The organism is Borrelia venezuelensis (genome assembly GCF_023035835.1).
GTDB classification, from domain to species: Bacteria; Spirochaetota; Spirochaetia; order Borreliales; family Borreliaceae; genus Borrelia; species Borrelia turicatae.
The window spans coordinates 669,869-690,950 of sequence record NZ_CP073220.1; the positions used below are offsets into that span (position 1 = coordinate 669,869).

At 27.6% G+C, this 21,082-nt stretch carries 14 protein-coding genes; 4 read left to right on the top strand and 10 right to left on the bottom strand.

Translation table 11 applies throughout. The features are described 5' to 3' along the window. Positions 1 to 4 precede the first annotated feature (4 nt). The 3 genes from recB to bvRMA01_RS03230 are packed head-to-tail and all read right to left on the bottom strand — an operon-like array spanning position 5 to position 8,144. Positions 5 to 3,448, bottom strand: coding sequence for an exodeoxyribonuclease V subunit beta (recB, locus tag bvRMA01_RS03220; protein ID WP_247032145.1), 3,444 nt, complete (start codon positions 3,446 to 3,448; stop codon positions 5 to 7). A 10-nt stretch (positions 3,449 to 3,458) separates the two neighbouring features. After that, positions 3,459 to 6,674, bottom strand: coding sequence for an exodeoxyribonuclease V subunit gamma (locus bvRMA01_RS03225; protein ID WP_247032146.1), 3,216 nt, complete (start codon positions 6,672 to 6,674; stop codon positions 3,459 to 3,461). 24 nt (positions 6,675 to 6,698) lie between these two features. Further along, entirely contained in the window at positions 6,699 to 8,144 is a 1,446-nt protein-coding gene (locus tag bvRMA01_RS03230) for a nicotinate phosphoribosyltransferase (RefSeq protein WP_247032147.1), read from the bottom strand. A gap of 195 nt (positions 8,145 to 8,339) precedes the next feature. Here bvRMA01_RS03230 and zwf point away from each other — a divergent pair, with 195 nt between their 5' ends. Beyond that, positions 8,340 to 9,782 (top strand): glucose-6-phosphate dehydrogenase, encoded by a 1,443-nt coding sequence (gene zwf / locus bvRMA01_RS03235; RefSeq protein ID WP_247032149.1) that lies wholly within the window; start codon positions 8,340 to 8,342, stop codon positions 9,780 to 9,782. Between the two features lie 1,178 nt (positions 9,783 to 10,960). Further along, positions 10,961 to 12,301: a Na+/H+ antiporter NhaC family protein gene (locus bvRMA01_RS03240; protein WP_247032151.1), complete on the top strand. Its 1,341-nt coding sequence runs from the start codon at positions 10,961 to 10,963 to the stop codon at positions 12,299 to 12,301. 43 nt (positions 12,302 to 12,344) lie between these two features. Here the strand turns inward: bvRMA01_RS03240 and bvRMA01_RS03245 are convergent, their stop codons facing one another. The 5 genes from bvRMA01_RS03245 to ylqF all read right to left on the bottom strand — a co-directional run bounded on the left by bvRMA01_RS03245 (position 12,345) and on the right by ylqF (position 17,003). Further along, positions 12,345 to 13,394, bottom strand: coding sequence for an ABC transporter substrate-binding protein (locus tag bvRMA01_RS03245; protein ID WP_247032153.1), 1,050 nt, complete (start codon positions 13,392 to 13,394; stop codon positions 12,345 to 12,347). A gap of 17 nt (positions 13,395 to 13,411) precedes the next feature. Next, positions 13,412 to 14,203, bottom strand: a complete 792-nt coding sequence (locus bvRMA01_RS03250) for an ABC transporter permease (protein ID WP_247032155.1) — start codon at positions 14,201 to 14,203, stop codon at positions 13,412 to 13,414. A gap of 15 nt (positions 14,204 to 14,218) precedes the next feature. Next, complete coding sequence (locus bvRMA01_RS03255) at positions 14,219 to 15,016, bottom strand: ABC transporter permease (protein WP_247032157.1); 798 nt, start codon at positions 15,014 to 15,016, stop codon at positions 14,219 to 14,221. 5 nt (positions 15,017 to 15,021) lie between these two features. Continuing rightward, a complete protein-coding gene (locus bvRMA01_RS03260) occupies positions 15,022 to 16,065 on the bottom strand; it encodes an ABC transporter ATP-binding protein (protein ID WP_247032159.1) in 1,044 nt (347 codons plus the stop codon). Between the two features lie 71 nt (positions 16,066 to 16,136). Then, on the bottom strand, positions 16,137 to 17,003 hold the full coding sequence (gene ylqF / locus bvRMA01_RS03265) for a ribosome biogenesis GTPase YlqF (RefSeq protein ID WP_247032161.1): 867 nt from the start codon (positions 17,001 to 17,003) through the stop codon (positions 16,137 to 16,139). Positions 17,004 to 17,145: 142 nt separating this feature from the next. On the opposite strand from ylqF, the gene bvRMA01_RS03270 reads away from it, so the two are divergent. Beyond that, complete coding sequence (locus bvRMA01_RS03270; protein WP_119024236.1) at positions 17,146 to 17,853, top strand: N-acetylmannosamine-6-phosphate 2-epimerase; 708 nt, start codon at positions 17,146 to 17,148, stop codon at positions 17,851 to 17,853. A gap of 40 nt (positions 17,854 to 17,893) precedes the next feature. Continuing rightward, positions 17,894 to 19,438, top strand: coding sequence for a PTS transporter subunit EIIC (locus tag bvRMA01_RS03275; RefSeq protein ID WP_247032163.1), 1,545 nt, complete (start codon positions 17,894 to 17,896; stop codon positions 19,436 to 19,438). Positions 19,439 to 19,479: 41 nt separating this feature from the next. Here bvRMA01_RS03275 and bvRMA01_RS03280 read toward each other — a convergent pair whose 3' ends face one another. Both bvRMA01_RS03280 and bvRMA01_RS03285 read right to left on the bottom strand, forming a co-directional pair. After that, on the bottom strand, positions 19,480 to 20,463 hold the full coding sequence (locus bvRMA01_RS03280) for an alpha/beta hydrolase (RefSeq protein WP_247032165.1): 984 nt from the start codon (positions 20,461 to 20,463) through the stop codon (positions 19,480 to 19,482). Between the two features lie 13 nt (positions 20,464 to 20,476). Further along, positions 20,477 to 20,995, bottom strand: a complete 519-nt coding sequence (locus bvRMA01_RS03285; RefSeq protein ID WP_011772582.1) for a transcriptional repressor — start codon at positions 20,993 to 20,995, stop codon at positions 20,477 to 20,479. Positions 20,996 to 21,082 lie beyond the last annotated feature (87 nt).

The window sequence follows — 21,082 nt, forward strand, 5'->3', positions numbered from 1 at the left end:
CCTTTTAATATTTTAATTGCAAATATATTTGTTCTAAATCTAATTCTTTGAAATTTGGTATGGTGAAATAAATCCCATTCTGTGTTTTAGATTGTTCTTTAATATTTTTTTGAAATGCTCTTGTAAAGAGATATATTACTCCTCCAAAATATTTATTATATTCTTCTGGATTTTTAAAGAGTATTTTTTTTGTTCCTAGTGCGTAAATTTTATATTGTAAGTCATACTTTTCTTGTTTCATTTTCTTTTTTAAGTTCGTTAAATTATAATCTTTTAAATTTGCTCCAAGATAATTTGTTTTATAGTCTAAAATGTATACTTTATTATTTATCTTAAATATAAGATCAATGATTCCCTTTATATATCCTTCATTAAATGTTAAATCCAACTTGTTGTAATTTTTAAAGAGAGACTTTTGTTTATAAATTTTTGTATTTATCTTGATTAAAAATTCCATTTCTTTTTGTAATTCTTGAATATCACACAGTCTTGCGTCAATAAATCTGATTTTTGTATTTAATATGTTATAAATCATTTTTATTAGCATTTCTTGTATCTTGGGTGTATTTAGCTTTGAATTGAAATGTTCGATTCTTTTTTGTATAAGAGCAATATTGATTTTTTGAAAATTGTTAAAATCATCTTTTGCGTCGCTAAAATTTATATCTTTCATTATGACATGTAAAATATTACCAATATCTTTACCCTTTGGGAGTGTTTCTTCAGTACAATTAGCATCATTGTCATAAGTCTCATCATCTCTTGTTTCTTGATTTGCATGGTAAGTTGATTTATAGCTTGATGCAAGACTTGTATAGCTATGTGTATATTCTCTTCTAAATAAATGTTTGTTTATTGGTGTTGGAGGGATTAATTTTATTTCTTTGTTATCATTTTTTTCTAATTTATTGAATTTATGGGTTTTAATCAGATTGTATACATTAAAGTCTAAATTTATTTTATCGATTGTTTTTATTTTTGCTAGCTCTAACATTTTATTTATTATTGTGCCTTTATTGATAATAAATAGTGCGAATCTTGATCGTGTTGTTCCTACATAAAAAATATTTTTCTCTTCATTTAAAATCTTATGTTTGGCAGATTGTTGATTTTCTTTTAATTTTAAAAAATCATATTCTATCCTATTTTCTAAGCAAAATTTATAAAATGTATCTGATTTTTTCATTAAGTTATCATTGTGTTGAATATCACCTATGAGAAATACGATATTAATACTTAGTCCTTTTGATTTATGAATTGTCAGTATTTCTATGGATTGATCACCTTGGGTAGTGATTTGCTCTTCATCTTGTTCAGTATCTTTGTTGAGTATTAGATCTTCTAGAGTGCATATTAATGATTCTATGGTTTTATCTTCATAGTAAATTTTGGAAATAAAGTCTAGACTTATTTCGTAATTCTTAAGTTCCTCAAATTTTTTCTCGTTTATTAGGGTTTCTCTGTAGCTTTTTTTTGATTGTGCAAATTCAGTAAATGTAGTATTATTAAAAATTTTTGCCAAATTGAGCCATAACTCTTTCTTTGATATGATTTTATCTATTGCGTTTATTAATGTTATTTCTTGATTTTCAAGTAAATATATTATGTCACTAATGGCTGCTTCTATGTGTTTTATTTCATTTTTTTCAAGTAGACTTAGGTATAACTCCCACGGAAGGTTTATTATTTTGCTAGTTAAGATATAGTTTAGAGTTTGAAAATTTTGTTTTCTGTCGAAACATTTTATAAGGTAAAATATTTCGCTAAATTCTTTCGTCTTAAAGAATGATTCTTCGATCTTATTCGTTTTTATATTTTGATTTTTAAGTTCCTTATCTATTAAATCTATTTCCTTACTTGTTCTGCAAAGTACTTTTATGTCTGATTCTTTAATTTGTCTAAGTTTATTGTTATCATAAATTTTTCCGTTTGTTAGTAGATATTTTATTGTTATAGCTGTTTTTTGTAAAATATTTTCATCTTCACTTTCAGTTTCTATTATGTTTATTGCTTCTATTTCTTGATCATTTATAAAAATTTTATTTTCGTCATTCTTAGACTCTGTTTTTGACTTGGTAAATTCTATTTGTTCGATTTTAGCTGTGTGTGTTTTATTATAGATATTATCAAACATAATATTTAAAGGTTCAACTAATTTTTTATTTGATCTGTAATTTGTTAGTAAGGTTATTTTTGCGTTATCTTTTATTTGATCTTTTATACCTTGGTTATAATATGATATATCAGCATTTCTAAATGTATAAATTATTTGCTTAGGATCGGCTATAAATATTAGTTTTATGCCACAAGAATTAAGTAGTTTAAATATTTCTATTTGTATTAGGTTTAAATCTTGTGCTTCATCTATTAGTATTATTTTATATCTGCTTTTTATTGAATTTAATAGTTTGTTATCACTAGATTCCAGGTGTTTTTTGAAGTTTAGCATTATATGTTTTTGGTCTATTGTGTTTGTTGCATTAATGATATTTGCAAGTTCTTTTTCTATATATTTAAGTATTTTATATTCGATTTTTAGGTTAATAAATCTTCTTAGTGTGTTTTTATCTTCTTTATTTGTATTTGTTTTATGGCTAAGTTCTCTTAAAGCGGTTTGTATTTTTAGTTCCTTAGGTAAAAGAGTGACATTTTTTTTAAGATTGGATTCTATTATCTTCGAAAAAAATTTGTTGTTTGCAAGTATGTCTGTTATTTTTACTATATCTTTTTCATTACTATATTTTATTTCTGATATTTTAATTCCTTGATTATGTTTATTTAGGAAAGTTCTTTTTTCTTCCATAGTCATTTTGTTTAATGCTTCGACTATTGAGTTATACTCATGAATTAATCTATCTTGATTTGTAAGCATTTTTTTAAAAATCGTTTGAGTTTTTATCCAATCTCCAAGTTCTTGTGTCTTGTCTCTTTTATACCCTTGTCTTATATATTGAATCATGTCTTTTGTAGTTTTAAATTTAGACTTAAAGATTTCAAATTCATCATCTTTGATTGTTAATTCTCTTTTTAATGAATCCGCTTTTCTTAAAAATTCATAAACTATTTCGTCTATTTCTGATGTAAAATTTTCTTTTACACTGTATCTGACAAAGTGTTCTGTTTCGATTTGAAAGTTGTTTAGAGAATGTAGTGCAAATTTGTTTATGGTTGAGATAAATATTTTATTTGATTGTTCGTAAATTTTTTTTAAAGATTTATCTGTTTGTGAATTTTGATATGCATTTTCAATTGATTTCAATATTCTAATATGCATCTCTTCTGTTGCTTTTTTTGTGAATGTTAGCACTAGAATCTCGCTTGGAGAGTATGTTTTATTTATGAGTAAGTTTGTAATAGTATTCTCAAGTATGTAGGTCTTTCCAGTTCCTGCTGAAGCCTCAATTAATATTTTTTCGTTGTATTTGATTTTATCTATTATTTCTTTCATGGGATTAACCTTATACCTTGATGAATTTAGTATAAAAATCTTGAAGTAATTTTTCTAAGTTGTCGTTTATGTCTAAATCGTGAGTGTCTTTAAATCTGTTATAATATGGACACCATGTTATGTCTTTTTGTTGAAGAATGAATTCCATATCTTTGTTAATATTAATGCTTTTTTGTGGATATTTTATTTGTGTTTTTAGTACTGTTGGAAATTCGTTTATGTCTTTTATTTTAATTAAACTTTTTTGTATTAAATCCTTATAAATGGGAGTAGGATAGCTTGAAATATATGCTATTTGTTTTAATAAGTTTGTAAGGTCTAGGTAGTTTATCGTTTCATTTGTATATTGATTCTCAAGTGATAATTTAGAAGTTTTATAAGTTATTCTTATTTCTTGAATTGATTCTATATTTGCAATTGAGCTTTTTAACATTAATCCTATTATGTATAGGTTGATTTTTCTGATAATTTTGTCTTGACCGTAATCTTTTTTCTCTAAATTGACGTAAAAGTATCGATTATCTATTTTATATATGTTTTTGAGTTTTCCATTTAACTTAAATTCTATTGTTTCGCCTTCGAAGTTAATGAATATGCTTTTATGTAATGTGATGTCAGTTTCCTTCATTTTGAAAAATTCCTGAAAATTGATAACAATATTGTTTTTAATTTCATTGAATTTTTCTATGAATTCTTCTTTGATGGTTGTTTTTTTGATGTTCATGGGAATTATTCCCTTTTGAATTTGATTTTCAATTATATTATCTATTTTCTCTAATATATGTTCATTAGTTTCATTTTTTATATATTCATGTATTGGTATGAGATTATTCATTAGCTTATAATTAAAATTATCAATGTCGATAATCTGTTCTTCTTGTTTTTTCTTAATATCACCAATTTGGCTTATATCTTTAATGTATACATTTAATATTTCTTCATAAAAGTATTTGTATGGATTAGTTATAGCTTTATTTATGTCTTCTATCCTTAGTGTTATTTGTTTTTTTAATTTAAGTCTTTTCTGTTTAAAGTTTGGATGTTTGCCTTGTTGTAGTGATTTTGCAATATTAAAGGCTTCTGTGTCATAGTTGATTAGGTAATTGGCTTTTTCGTATTTGAAGTATTCAAAATCGTAATTTTCACTTGGGTGTATTTCAATTTTTAGTTCTTGTCCCATATCGTTTATGTAATTTATTATCTTATTTATTACTTTAGGTTTATTGATATCTGGATTTAGAGATTCGCTTAGTGAGTAATAGAAATAGAATTTGTTTGATGCTGCAAAGATTATTTTAATTAAATTTGAAATGTTCTCTTGTTCCAGATTGACATAGTCATAATATTCGTTTAATAAGTTCATGTTATCAAAATGAATGTTTGAGTTTAATTGATGGATTCCTAAAAAGTGAATTTCAGATTTTTGTAAATATTCGATTTTATCAGAGCTTGCAACAAGTATACCTATATTTTGATTGTTTGATTGATATGCTTTTTGTTCGATGCTCTCTTCAAACATTATTTTGAAAAGAGCAAAATCAACTTTTCTGTCTTTAACTTTTGTCATGTAATCTTTGTAAAGGTTTTCATTAAAATCTCTTGAAAAGTTTTTAAGGTATTGTATTCTTGTGTTTATATATTCATCAATTTTGTTGTTATCTTCAAGTTTGATATATTTATCTATGAAAATATCCATTATTTCTGCCCATTCATATATTGTATATTCTTGTTCTCTGAAGTACATTATGTCTTCATATAGGCTTTTTATTATGCTTATTAATCTTACTATTGAATCTGGATCTTGAAAGCTTATGCTCTCTTGACAATTATTGCATTCATATTTTTCATTAAACATTGTAGATGTGAGAAATCTATCAAAGCCATTTTCCCATGAATTTAAAAAATTCTTGTCATAAGATAAGCTTTCTTTATGAGTATCATTCATTCCAAAATTAATATTCACTGCATCGTTAAATTTTATTAAGTATTCTAATTCACTTATTGAGATGTTGAATTTATTCATTACTTTTGTGTTACTTAAAAATTCAATTATTTCTTTTCTATTAAAATTACTAATCGTTCCTCTGTTTGAAATAAAGAGTTGCATTAATTGCTTTAATGCTATTATACTTTTACTTTTTGAGACATCTTTAGAATCTAAAATAGTAAATTCAAGTTCATATTTATTTAAAAATTCTTCTATGTATGGTAAGTATATGTCCATATCTTTTGGTAGGTAAGTTATTACAATATCATTTATTTTTAGATGATTATTTTGTGTTGAATGTAAAATATTATTTACTAGAATTTCTACCTCTCGTTTTTTTGTTTTTGCCTCTGTTATTTTGAAACTATTATCTAAGTTTAATAGAGGAGTACCTTTTATAATATTGTTTTTGAAACTTGCTAAAAAATTTTTCTCTTCAAATAATTGAATATCAGTTTCTTCTTCTATTTGTGTACTTGAATTGCATTTTTTGATTTTTACTGGTATTAGTTCATTTATGAAGGCAGATTTGATTTGAGTTGTATCTTCAAGTATTAATTCGTATACTGTAATGTCGAAAATTTTTTGCAAACAATGTAAAATCTTTCTGTCAATTTCTCTAGTCTCTCCAATTATTATTATTCTTTTTGTTTCAATGCTTTGCTTAGGATCTTTTATTTCTTGTTTAATTTTCTCGTGCAAGTTAAAAAGGTTGATTTGATTTTCAAATAGTTTTTCAAACATTTCCTTTTGCATGGATTCGTAGTGAATCTTATTCTGATCTTCAAATAAAAATTTATTTTGTCTCCAATGATCAATCAGATTTGGAAATTTAGCGTAGTATTTATGAAATAAAGTTATTATCTTTGATGCAAAGATATATCTGTTTTTTGTCGATTTAAATTGCTTGATATTTTTTATTTTATTGTCTTTTAACATGTGATACAGAATAAATTTTTCTGTTTCTGAGTAAAGGAGCAATGTGTTGTTTTCTAAAAATTTTTTTATATTGTGATTTTCCATTGAGAGATTATATATCATTTTTATTATGTTTTGTTTTACATTGAGGTTATATGAGACTTCATTCAGGGTTGCTAGATATTTTTTAATTTCTTCGCTTAGAATGTTACTTTTGAAAATGATGATGGTTTCTTTTTTAAATATGTCATCATTTTTAATTAACTCTTTAATTTTATTATAAATCTTGCTTACTTTATTTGTTTTATATATCTTATACATGTTATACACATATTATACATAGTGTTATAGTTTTTTGTTTTCTTTAATGAGTTTGTTTCTTAGATTTTTTAATTTCTCTGTAATGCTTACTTTATATATGTGTGGATTTATGAGCCTTTTATGTGTATGATCGATCTTTTTAAGATCACTTTGAGCCCTTGCTCTTATATGTTCGAGACTTAATTCGCAGGTTTGACAAATTTTGTTGTTTTCAAAAACTGTATTTATTAAAAATTCAAAGCTTTCATATGTTTTTATTTCTTTGAATGTATTGTCTTGTATAGGGTGGAAAATTGTAAATTCCTTTTTTAAGCTTAACATTTTTTTTATTTCTTCTTCTTCTTCTTTTAAAAAAATTAGATCAAAAATCATTTGTTCATTTGAGTATATTCTGACAACTCCTTTTTGAGAGGGTAGTGTTGCTTTATTAATGTTATTTGACATTTTCATTTTAGGAATAAATTTGCCGTTTTGTTGAATTGATGTCATTTTGTACACTCCTGAGAGATTGGATTCTCCTTTTGCAGTAACTAGATTGGTTCCTACTCCCCAGAAGTCGATAGGCGCATGAATTGAGTTTAAATACATAATAATTTCTTCATCAAGTTCGTTTGATATAATAATTTTTACTTCAGATAGCCCATTCTCATTAAGTGTTCTTCTAACTTGTTTGCTTAAGTATTCAAGATCACCGCTGTCAATTCTAACAGAAAAATTTTTGCTTCCTTTGCTCTTTAATGCTTTGAAAACTTTTATTGCATTTTTAAGACCACTGTTAAGTGTATCATAAGTGTCAATTAACAAACTTACATTATTTGGATATATTTTCGCATATTCCCAAAAGGCCTCTTCTTCATTTTTAAAACTCATTATCCAGCTGTGAGCCATTGTGCCAATGACAGGAATATTGTATTTATATCCTGCAAGTACATTGCTTGTAAAATCAGCACCTCCTATGTAAGCAGCTTTACTCGCTGAGAGTGCGCCATTAATTCCTTGCGCTCTTCTAAGACCAAATTCTGCTAGATTTTTAGCCCCGGCTTCTTTAATTCTTGCTGTTTTAGTTGCAATTAGGCTTTCAAAATTTATTGTATTTAATACCAGTCCTTCTATGAGTAAGAGTTCAATTAGATTTCCTTCAATGATTAGTATGGGTTCATGGGGAAAAACGATTCTTCCTTCTTCTATTGAGCTTATTTTTATGTTTAATCTAAATGTCTTTAAGTATTTTAAAAATTTTTTGTCAAAATACTGTAAACTGTCTAGATATTCAATCTCTTCGTCTCTGAAATGTAATTCTTTTAAAGCATTAATTAATGTGTGAATTCCTGCTAAAATTATGTATCCATTTTTGAATGGCGTTTTTCTGAAAAACATTTCAAATTTGACTTTTGGATTGATATTTTTTATGAAGTAAGCATTCATCATTGAGAGTTCATAAAAATCTGTAAATAGTGATAAGTTTTTCATTTCTTATACATTATACACTATACCGATTATAACACTATATTTGTATTTGATTTTTAGAAATTTTGTGGCAGTTCGTTTTGAACCGTCATTGTTGTGATTAAATTTAATGTAGGTATAACTATTATTTACAAAGGGATATTATGTCATAGTTTTTGATGGAACAATAATAGTATAATTATTTGTTGGAGATATTTTATGAGTGAAAAGAATGTATCTAATTTTGATGTTATAATATTTGGTGTTACTGGCAATTTGTCTAGGAGAAAACTTATTCCTTCTCTTTTTAATTTGTATAAGGATGGTCATATTAATAATTTTAGAATTATTGGATTTGCGAGAAGAAACTTTACTGATTATGAACTTAAGGTTTATATTAAAGATTCGTTGTGGCAAGAAGAGTCTACTGCTTTAATTGATGATTTTTTGAAATTGTTTGTTTATTTATCAGGAGATTTTAGGGAAAAGGATGCTTATGTAAAATTGTCATCTCTTTTAGATAATTTAGATAATAGAGATAGGATATATTATCTTTCAACATCACCTGAGTTTTATGAGGCAATAATTGAGAATTTAAAGCCATATTCATTTAGTAATACTTCTTATTTGTCTAAGATTATTCTTGAAAAGCCTTTTGGTAGTAGTCTTGATACAGCTAGATGTTTGAACACTCTTCTTTATTCTGTGTTTAGTGAAGAACAAGTTTACAGAATTGATCATTATTTGGGCAAAGAAACCGTTCAAAATATTTTTACATTTAGGTTTGGGAATTCTATTTTTGAAAATATTTGGAACAATCGTTATGTGGATTTTATTCAAATTACCGTAGCAGAAGAGGCAGGCATTGATGGTAGAGCTGAGTATTATGATTCTGTTGGTGCCTTAAGAGATATGGTTCAGAATCATATCTTACAACTTTTAAGTTTAATTGCAATGGAACCTCCTATTGGATTTAGTGCTGACTTTATTCATGATGAAAAGGTTAAGGTTTTAAAAAGTTTAAGAAAATTAAGTAGAGATACTATGCAAAATCATATTGTCAAAGGACAATATATTTGTTCTCAGGTACAAGGGATTTTAAAAAAAGGATATAGAGAAGAAGCTAACTTTTTAAGTATTTCAGATACTGAAACTTATTTGGCTATGAAATTGTTTATTGATAACTGGCGTTGGTCTGGGGTGCCTTTTTATATTAGGACGGGCAAAGCGCTTGTGAGGAAATTTTCAGAAATATATATTCAATTTAAAAAGTCCGATTTCACTATTTTTAATACTGGCTTGATTAATCTTTCAAATGCTTTGATTTTTAGAATTCAACCGAGAGATGGCATTGAAATTAAGTTTAATACTAAGCGACCGGGATATAATTATGATATTCAGGAAGCTAATATGGAATTTTCTTATCATGCTTCATTTAACAAATTTTTTAGTGAGTCTTATGAGAGATTACTTTTTGATGCTTTTTTGGGTGATAAAACTTTATATGCTCGCAATGATGAAATTGATAGTTCTTGGGAATTTGTATCAGATATTCTTGATAAATGGGAAGACATTAAAAATTGGGATTATTGTTATGGATCAGAAGGACCAGTTGAAGCAAATATGATTTTAGAAAAGGACCATTTTTGGCGTAAAATGTAGGTATTTAAGATATTAAATTTATATTTGTTAAGTTAATTAAGATAAAATTTATGCCTACTTTATTTGTTGTTATAGGTATTTATACTGTCTTAAATGATTTTCTTATTTTGTATTTTGTTGGTTTAAACAGAGTATTGTTTCATAGTTTTATTACAAAGTAATTATATGTAAGTATATGATTGCTTTAAAAAAATAATCTTCATGTAATTTATAATTTTCTCTTTGATATTCAATTTTTTATTCAATCTGAATTTATTTTTTTAAAATAAAATCTTTAAATATTATGTTTTGTGGTATAATATTAGAAATACATATCCATATTTTTAGACTTATAATTAATTAAGGTAATTTATTTTACTGCTTTTTGTCTGTGGAATTTTGGTGAGAAATGTAATGAGTGTGAGATTAAATTGGATTTTGCTCTTTATTGGCAAGAGTTTTTTCTATTCTTTGTAAAAGGATAAGTAATTTTGAAATCAGTTAAAGTATTAGTCTTAAACTATGTTGGTTTTGTGTAAATTGTTTTTCATGAATATTGTAGATTATTTGTTTTATTGCTTTCACAGAAAAGGCTTTTGTTTAAGGTTAGTATAATTTTATTGGAGTTTTATGCAAATTTGTAAATATTTATGTATTATGAAAAAAATTTAGTAAGGGAGAGGGTTGAAATGCTTAATTTTTTTCTCGATACTGAGATGGTAAATTTTTTTGTTGTAATTATAATGAAGAATATTATGAAAAATAAATGGTTAGGGTTGATTGTTAAGATTGAAAATTTAATGCGGAGGTGGGAGTTCTACAGGTTTGATAGTTATATCTCTTCCTGTCATAGTTGATGGTATTTTTTTCTAGTGATTATGATCTCTATACTTGTTTGTGATAGGTCTTTGCAAAAGAAGTATCTATTTATGATAATATTCCTTCTTATAGAAGTTGTTTTCTTATAGATATGTTTATTTATATTTTGGCAGGTCTGTAGGATGTAAGAGTATTGTTCCTTCCATAGGTAGTTATAGTTTTAATTTCTCAACTATTTTTCTATTTTTTGTCTATGGTTAGCCTTGATATAAAGGGATTTTTTAGATTATTGCTAAAAATAAATTGATTTTAGATTTCTTAAGTTAAATAAGAGAACTAAGTAATAATTCATAAATTCATGAATTGTAAGGGGGGTTAAAATGAATAAAGTTAGTCATGTACAGCCAAATTTTTTAGGGCTTGTTCCTTTTCTTGTTTTTATTGTTGTTTATGTAGGAACAGGAGTGGTTTTAGAGATTCAAGGTGTAGAGATGGCTTTTTATCAAATGCCACCAATAATTGCTATGTTATTAGCTGTTGTTACGGCATTCCTTTTATTTAAGGGTTCGTTTATAGATAAGATGAATGACTTTATTGAAGGATGTTCACAGACTGATATTATATTTATATCTTTCATCTTTATGATTTCAGGTGCTTTTTCGGCTGTTTGTAAAGAAATAGGTAGCATTGAAACCGTAGCAACTATTGGACTTAGGTATATACCTGCTAATTTGTTGATAGCAGGCATATTTTTAATATGCCTTTTTCTATCTACTGCAACTGGAAGTTTTCTTGGAACCGTTGTGGCTATTACTCCAATTGGATTTGAAATAGCAGATAAAAGTGGTATCCCATTGCCAATGGTTGCAGGAGCTGTGCTTGGAGGTGGTGCTTTTGGTGATAGCATGTCTTTAATATCAGATACAACTATTATTGCAAGTCGTACACAAGGAGTTAAAATTATAGATGTTTTTAGAAATGGTGCTTTTTTTACATTTCCTGCATCTATTTTATCAACTGTAGCATTTGCTGTTTTAGGCTCTTATATTGGTGGTATTGGAGTTAATGTTGAACTTGGTGAGATAAGTTATTTGAAAGTGATTCCTTACCTTTTTGTTATAATTTTTGCGTTTTTAGGAATAGATGTATTTTTAGTTTTATTTTTTGGAATATTGATTGCTGGTGGTATTGGCATTGTTAATGGTGATTTAACTTTGCTTTTAATGTTTAAAAATATTAATTCTGGACTTTTAGATTTAAGTGAGATGCTTATTCTTGTTATTTTTACAGGAGGAGTTTCTTATATGACTATTAGGCATGGGGGTTTTGAGTGGATTTTAACTAAGTTGAAGTATTTTGCTAAGTGCAGAAGGAGTGCCGAGTTTACAATTACTTTTTTAATAATTATGGTGACAGGTTTTCTTTCAAATAGCGGTCTTGCAATTTTAGTTAATGGGACTGTTACTAAGGGTATATCTGAAGCAAACTCTGTATGTCCTAAGCGTTGTGCGGCATTGCTTTCGATTTCTTCTTGTGCGTTAATTGGTGCTTTGCCATATGGTATGCATATGATAAGTTTGATAAATATTGCAAAAGGGACCATATCTCCACTTGATATCATGCCATTTTTGTTTTATCAAGTATTTTTAGGTGTCATTATTATTGTGTCCATAGCTTTTTTTGGGTTGAAAAATCAGTTTTTAAATTCTGCTAAAGTTTGATTAAGATAAGGCACCTTTTAAATAAAAGGTGCCTTGGATTTTGTTAGGATGATAATTCTACATATATTCTCATTTGTTCTTCTTTAACTTCTTTAGGTACTGTTTTAAATACTTCGTGGTTTGAAAAGTTTGTTGGAAGAAATTTTTCTTCTAAGTATATATTTATTTCAGGATTTTCCTTTGCTTCTTCCTGTAATCGATTCAATACATTTTTGTTTGGTGAATTATATTTTGTTTCTTTAAAGTTTGCATAAGATGCCTCATTTTCATAAAGAAAGTTTATGAATTTATAAGCAAGTTCTTTATGAGGTGCGTCTGATGGGATTACCATGACATCAACCCAGATATTTGTACTATTAGGTACATAAAAGTCTAAATTGGGATCTTTAAGCATTGCATCTAGTGCTTCTCCGCTCCATGTTAGTTGGATTGATGATTCACCATTGAGTATTAGTGATTTTGCAGCAATATCTGAAAAATAACCTATTACCAAGTGAGATTGTTTTTTGAGTAGTTCTTCGGCTCGTTTGATTATGGATATGTTGTGTTCATTGAAGGAATAGCCAAGTTTTTTAAGTGCAACCCCAATATTTTCTTTTGGCGAGTCTAACATTGCAATTTCTTGTTTATATTTTTCGTTAAATAGTATATCAAATTCATTCATGTCGTTTATGTCAACTTTGGTTTTGTTATAAAGTATTCCCATTACTCCCCAAAAGAGAGGTACAGAATAAAAATTACCAAAGTCATGTTCTAGATTGTAAAGTTTATCTAATATATTATTTTTTACATTTTGCAGTTTTGAATAATCTAGCTTTTCAATTTTGCTTTCACTTATTAATTCTCCAATCAAATATTCTGATGGAACTATGATGTCATAATAACCTTTTGTGTTATTAAATTTTGCCATCATTTCTTCATTGTTATTGAAACATTCATAATTGATTTTTATATTATTTTCTCTTTCAAATTGAGCTAGTAATTTTTCATCAATATATTCTGCCCAGTTAAGGACATTAAGAGTACTTTGTGTTTTTTGAGAAGAACAAGAGGCGACTATTAAAATTATTGCTAATATTAAAAATTTTTTCAAAATTTAACTCCTTATTATTAAATTTCTGTATCTACTGTTAATTTTTTAATTTCTACACATTTATTTATAATAAATAGAAGGCTGAGTATTACAAAAAATAGTATAGAAGAAATGGCATTAATTATTGGTTTTATTCCTCTCTTAGTTAAAGAGTTTATGAGTATTGATAAATTATTAAACCCTTGGCCTGTTGTGAAAAATGATATTAAAAAGTCATCAATCGATAATGTAAATGCAATGAGACCTCCTGTTACCACACTTCCAATTATTTCTGGATATATTATGTTTTTAAAAATTTGGATTTCTGATGCTCCAAGATCTCGAGCTGCATCAATAACGTTTTCTGAAAGAGAATATAATTTAGGCAAAATTATTATTATTATGTAAGGTGTTGAGAAGATTATGTGAGACATTAGCATTGTAGAAAAACCCAGCTGTATTTTTATCAAAGAAAAAAATGTCATTAAACTAATTCCTGTTACGATGTCAGGATTAATTATTGGTATTTTATTGATTGATAACAGGATGGTTTTTATTTTTTTGTTTTTTGTTTTGTAAATACTGTAAGCTCCCAGAACACCAATTACAATAGAAATTAAGGATGATACTATTGCTATTAATAAAGTATTATATATAACTATTTTTATTTGCTGTGATGCAAAGACTTCCTTATACCATTTTAGGCTAAATCCTTGAAAAAAAAATCCATTATTCCCTGCGTTAAAAGAATAAATTATTAAAATTAATATGGGTGCATAAACAAATCCAAGTGTCAGAAATAAAAAAGTATTTTTTAGTATTTTAAGCATATTAATATCCTTATTTTATGTTGTTTTTTGCATTAATTTAAGTATTATTAAGTTGAATATCAATATTACTATCATTACAATAAATGAAATAGCAGCGCCAGTATGCCAATCTTCTACGAATAAGAATTGTTTTTCAATTAAATTGCCGATTAAAATTTGTTTAGCGCCACCTAATAGATCTGATATGATCAACACTGTGATTGAAGGTATGAATACCATTATTATTCCTGTCGCAAGATATGATAATGTTAATGGTAGCTTTATGTATAATAATACTTGCCACATTCTTGCACCAAGGTCCCTTGCAGCTTCAATATATTCATATTTTATTTTTGAAAGTCCTATATATATTGGTAAGACCATAAATGGTAGAAAATTATATACCATACCGATTATTACGGCTTTTTCATTGTAGAGCAGTTCTATAGTTTCAAGTCCCATGGCTTTTAGCAAATTATTAATAATTCCATTTTTTCCTAATATTCTGATCCAAGCATAAGTTCTAAGTAAGGTATTTATCCACATAGGGAGTATTATCATTATGATGAGCATATTTTGAACGCTTTTTTTTGACATGGATATGAACCATGCGGTGGGATATCCAATTAGCATACAAAATATGGTTGTAATTAAGGCAAAGTTTATGCTTCTTGAAAAAATTCTTAAGTAGCTTGGTTCTAATAGTTTTATAAAATTTGCAAATGTGAGTTCATTTTGCTCATTGAAAAATCCTAAACCTATTATTATTACTAATGGGAAGATAATAAAGATTAATAAGAATAAAGTATATAGTATTAGAATTATTCTATTCATATTTATTATTCCTTGCACATTACATGAATATCATCAGGGCCTAATGAGATATCAACTTCTTCACCAACTTTTGTCAGTTTTGTGCTTTGAACTAACCAATGAGATTTTTGAATTTCTAGTGTCATTTCGTAGTGTACACCTTGGAATACTGCTGAAGTAATTATTCCACTTAAATGTCCCTGGCCTTTTGGTAATATTTTTACGTCTTCTGGTCGTATTACAAGGTCAACGGGTTCTTTATTTTTAAATCCTTTATCAAGACATTTGAAATCTTTACCAAACATTTTGACTATAAATTCTTTTTCGTACGTTCCTTCAAAAATATTGCTCTCGCCAATAAAACTGGCTACAAATCTTGTTTTGGGTTCATTATAAATTTCTTCCGGTGTTCCAATTTGAAGGATTATTCCTTCATTCATTACTACTATTCTGTCGCTCATTGTTAATGCTTCTTCTTGATCGTGTGTGACATAGATGAATGTTATTCCAAGTTTTCTTTGTATTTTTTTAAGTTCTTTTTGCATTTCTTGTCTCATCTTTAAGTCAAGAGCTGAGAGTGGTTCATCTAATAATAAAAGTTTAGGTTCCATAATTATTGCTCTTGCAATTGCGACTCTTTGTTTTTGTCCACCTGATAGTTCATTAATATTTCTGTAAGCGTATTTTTGCATACCAATTAAGGAAAGTGCGGCTTTTACTTTTTCTTGAATTAAATTTTTGTTTATTTTTTTCATTCTAAGTCCGAATGAGATATTGTCGAAAACATTCATGTGTGGGAAGAGAGCATAGTTTTGAAATACAGTATTAATTTCTCTTTTATTAGGTGTAATTTTTGAAATCTCTTTTGATAGGAAATGAATTTCTCCTTTGTTTTGATTTAAAAAACCCCCTATTATTTTTATTAGTGTTGTTTTACCGCATCCTGATGGACCAAGTAGGGTAACAAATTCATTTTTTTTAATTTTTAAATTAATTGTATCTAGAGTTTTATTATTACTATCAGTATAATAATGACTTAAGTCTTTAATCTCTAGGATGTAATTATTCAACTAATGGGACCCCCCTTTTTTGCATGTGTCTATTGAACCACATGAAACTAGATTATACTTTATATTAATGCTTATGTAAATGACTTGTATTTATTGTTATTATGACGTTTTACGTCAAGTATAATTTTTCCAAATTTTCCTTCCCTATATTCTTTTATTAATATTTTTGATGCCCGTTCAATGTCTATTGTATGTTTTTTATTTATAAATCCTCTTGTTTTTGCAAATTCTTCTAAAATTTCAAGTGAATTTGTTGATATTATATTATATTTGTTTAGTAATTTGGTTTTGTTATTTATGTGCATTTTTTTAAGTAGATATAGCGCAAGTTCTGTATTATCTATTATTTCATTTTTTATCATATCTAGTATTGCAAGTTTTTTTGCAATCTCTTGATCTTCTAAGTTGTGCCATAAGATTCCCGGCATGTCAAAGATATTAATTCTTTCGTTTATTTTTAATATTTGTATATTTTTTGTGTGTCCTGGTTTATTTGCAACACTTGTGCTTTTTTTTCCTACCAGTAGGTTAATTATTGATGATTTTCCAACATTTGGCACTCCTATTACTAATACTTTTATTTTTTCTTCGTAAGTTTTAATTTTTTTCACATTAGCTATTTTTATTATGTTATCTATTATTTGTTTTTTCATTCCTTTTTTGTATATGTTTGTGATTAGTACATTATTTTCAAGTGTTTCAAAATATTCTCTCCATTTCAGAATTTCTTCTTCTTGTGCAAGATCTGATTTGTTTAAAAGTATTATTTTATTCCTATTTGAATTTTTAATAATTTTTTCAGTTAGTGGATTTTGGCTACTAAGTGGAGCTCTAGCGTCAAGTATTTCTAATACAATATTTGTTTTTTGGAGATTTTCTTGGATTAAGTCTAATGCTCTTTTCATATGACCAGGGAACCAGTTGATTTTATTTGACATTGTTAAATTATAGCTTAATTTAATCAGATATGAAATTTGTGTTTTATGCACTTAAATTTATGATGAATTGAATCTTTTTTAAAAATGGTATAGTTTGTAAATTTAAGATTGCTTTAAACGATTAAATCATAGGAGGTTTTATATCATTGAAAAAATTAAAAAAGGTCTAATTGTATCTTGCCAAGCTCTTGAAGGAGAGCCTTTACATAGTAGTTTTATTATGTCTAAGATGGCCTTAGCAGCAAAGATGGGTGGGGCCGTTGGAATTAGGGCCAATAGTGTTCTAGATATTCATCAAATCAAATCAGAAGTTGATTTGCCCATAATAGGTATTGTTAAGAGAGTTTATAATGATTCTCCTGTTTTTATTACGCCTACTATTAAAGAAGTCGATGAACTTTGTAGTGAAGGGGTTGATGTGATTGCTCTTGATGCTACTCTTAGAAAGCGTCCCGATGGTCTTTTGTTGTCTGAGTTTTTTAATAAGATTAAAGAAAAATATCCAAGTCAGCTCTTGATGGCAGATATTGCTTCTTTAGAAGAGGCTGTTAATGCAGATAGACTTGGATTTGATTTTATTGGTACGACTTTACATGGATATACCAAGGATACTGAAGGGTGCAATATTGCAGATAATGATTTTGCCTTTTTAAAAAATTTACTTAAGTGTAATTTCAAATCAAAGTTAATAGTTGAGGGAAAAATTGATACTCCTCTTAAGGCTAAGAGAAGCTTTGAGCTTGGGGTTTCTTTAGTTGTTGTAGGTGGAGCTATTACACGGCCTATGGAAATTACAAAAAAATTTGTTGATAAAATAAATGAGGTTAAAGAAATTTGGGAGTATTTATAATATCTAATGTGTTTCTTTTGTAGACATATAGGAGGGTTTTATGGGAAAATTTTTTGAAAATGCCCAAAAATTTGGACGTTCTTTTATGTTGCCTATTGCTATTCTTCCTGCAGCAGGATTATTTTTGGGTATTGGAGGTGCTTTATCTAATCCGGCAACTGTCAACACATATTCTTTTTTGAATGTATTTTTTCTTCAGTCAGTGTTTAATATAATGCGTACCGCCGGTGCTATTATTTTTGTTAATTTGCCACCAATATTTGCAATTGGAGTTGCCGTTGGACTTGCAAAATCAGACAAGGGAACAGCAGGACTTGCTGCTTTTATTGGATATCTTGTTTTGAATTCTACTATTGGTATTTTAATTGATATGTTTAGTAATTCCGAGGAACTCTCAAAAGGAGCTGTTGGATTAATACTTGGAATTAGAACTTTAGAAACAGGTGTTTTTGGAGGAATTATTGTTGGCATTTTAACTTATTATCTTCATAATAAGTTAAATAAAATTGAGTTTCCAAAAGTTCTTGGATTTTTTTCAGGTTCTAGGTTTATACCAATAATAGTTTCTTTTTCAAATATTCTTCTTGCTGTATGTATGTTTATATTTTGGCCATACATGCAAGCTGGGATTAGCAAAATGGGTGTCTTAGTGGATGCAACAGGATATGTTGGTACTCTTATTTACGGGATTTTTTTACGAATGCTTGGTCCTTTTGGACTGCATCATATATTTTATTTGCCTTTCTGGACAACAGGTCTTGGTGGTTCTGAAATTATTAATGGTAAGTTAGTTGAAGGAACTCAGAATATCTTTTTTGCTGAACTTGCCTCTCATAGTACTGATAAATTTTTTATTGGAACTAGTCGTTTTATGAGTGGAAGATTTATTACTATGATGTTTGGATTACCAGGTGCTGCTCTTGCGCTTTATCGCCTTGCAAAGCCTAATCAAAAGACAAAGGTTTTTGGTCTTTTATTCTCATCAGCTTTAACTTCTTTTTTGACAGGAATAACAGAACCTCTTGAATTTTCTTTTCTTTTTGTGGCACCAGTTCTTTATGTGCTTCATGCAGTATTTGATGGTTTTGCATTTATGTTTGCTCATATTTTACAAATCACAATAGGACAGACTTTTTCTGGAGGATTTATTGATTTTATTCTTTTTGGAATTTTGCAGGGGAATGCAAGAACAAATTGGGTTTTAGTTCCATTGGTAGGTGTTTGTTGGTTTTTCCTATATTATTTTAGTTTTGCTTTTTTAATATCTAAATTTAACTATAAAACCCCTGGGAGAGAAGATACTATAAATTCTAATGACACATTTCTTTCTGATGCAAATGTCAAGGGAGATAATGTTGCATCTCAAGTAATTATGGGACTTGGGGGTAGTGATAATATTATTGAACTTGATTGTTGTGCTACAAGGCTTAGAGTTACTGTGAAAGATTCGCTTAAAGTTTTAAAAAATACTTTGGAGAATACAGGAGCAAAGGGAATCCTTATTAAGAATAGTGGCGTGCAGGTGATTTATGGTCCTGGTGTTAGTGTGCTTAAAAATGAAATTGAAGAAATTCTTGGTAATTAATTCCAGGTTTAATTTTTTGAGCAAGTGTATACTTTTGTATATCACTTGCTTTTTATATTTTTAATAAAATCAACCGCATGTTTTGTTAAATAAGATGTATTTTGAGCACTCCTGTAACTATGATTTCCTGCAGGAACATGGGAGTGAAAGCTTTCAACAAGGATTATTGGTATTGTTTTTTTATATCCCCCATATTCACTTATGAATTTATTTATTGTTTGAGAATCTACTGTAGGGTCATTTGGGGAATAAGCTATTGTTAGCGGAGTTTTTATCTCATTGAAACCATTATTATTAATTAATTTAACAAGGCCCATCATTGCAATTATTGAATCGACTTGTCGTATTGGTGAATGGAATGGTGTGAGCTCTTCATGTTCTATTCTTTTATTTTGCCTTATTTCAAGTTCATTATATCCACCTGTTATAAGGTAAGCAATTTGACGTCCCCAAGGATAGTAAATTAAACTTGTTCTTTTATCTTTAGGATAAATATTAGGTGATATTAAAACGGCAGAATATATTTTGTCTGGGTAGTTTTTTAATGCCCAAATAGCACAAGCTCCACCGTTTGAGGTTCCAATGAGTATTAATTTTTCTCCTATTGATTGTCCAATTTGAATGGCTTCATCAATATCTCTTAGCCAGTCTTTAGTTTTGACGTCTTTAAATGCGTTTTTGTCGTTAATTCCGTGTCCTTTGAGTCTTGTAAAGAAGATATTTGCGTTTAATGCTTTTGCTATGTTATTTGGGATAGGATAAATCTCATTTTTAGATGCTCCAAATCCATGAATATATATTACTGCGTATTCTGTTCTTTTTTGATCCCCGTTCCATATGATTTCTTTTTTTGTATTTGCTTCTAGATTGAACTTGGATTCTTCAGTTAGTAAGTATTGATCAATTTCTCCAAGTTTATTGGGAATTTTGGTTTCTTCAAATTCATTTCTAAATTTCATTCTTGGTCCTACTACTATTAAAAGAAGTAAGAATATCAAGATAAAAATTGTGTTTTTTATATTCATATATTGCTTTCCTTTAATTATTTTCATAATCAATATTAGATTTTTCTTTTTTAGATTGTTGATAACAATTATTACATGATCCTGAGTAAATAATTTCAATGGATTTGGTTTTCCATTCTTCTCCAAGTTTGTCTTTCAGAATATCTTTAATGTCATCAAGTTGGATGGGATAGACTTGATTGCATTTGTTGCATTTAAAGTGAGCTATTGTAGAAGTCAAACTTAGATAGAATCTTGTTTCTTTTTGATCGGTTGTTTTTATATCTTTAAGAATATTACGTTCTTTTAAAATGTTTAATGTATTATACACTGTTGCTTTTGATAAACTTGGTATTTCTTTTATTAATTTATTGTAAATTTCTTTTGCTGTAAAATACTCTTTTGGATTTGAGGCAATGTGTAGAATTATTCTATTTCTTGAATGTGAGGCTTTCATGCCCAACTCTGTTGTTAATGATTTTAGCAAGATAGGGTCATTAGTAATTCCGACTTTTTCTAAAGTGGAATGTACCTCTATTGTATTGTTGTTCATATATAATACCCTTTATTATTTAAGATTAAGTACTTTAATGTCCTTATAGAAATAATTTTATAACGGTTTATTAATATTTTGCTACTG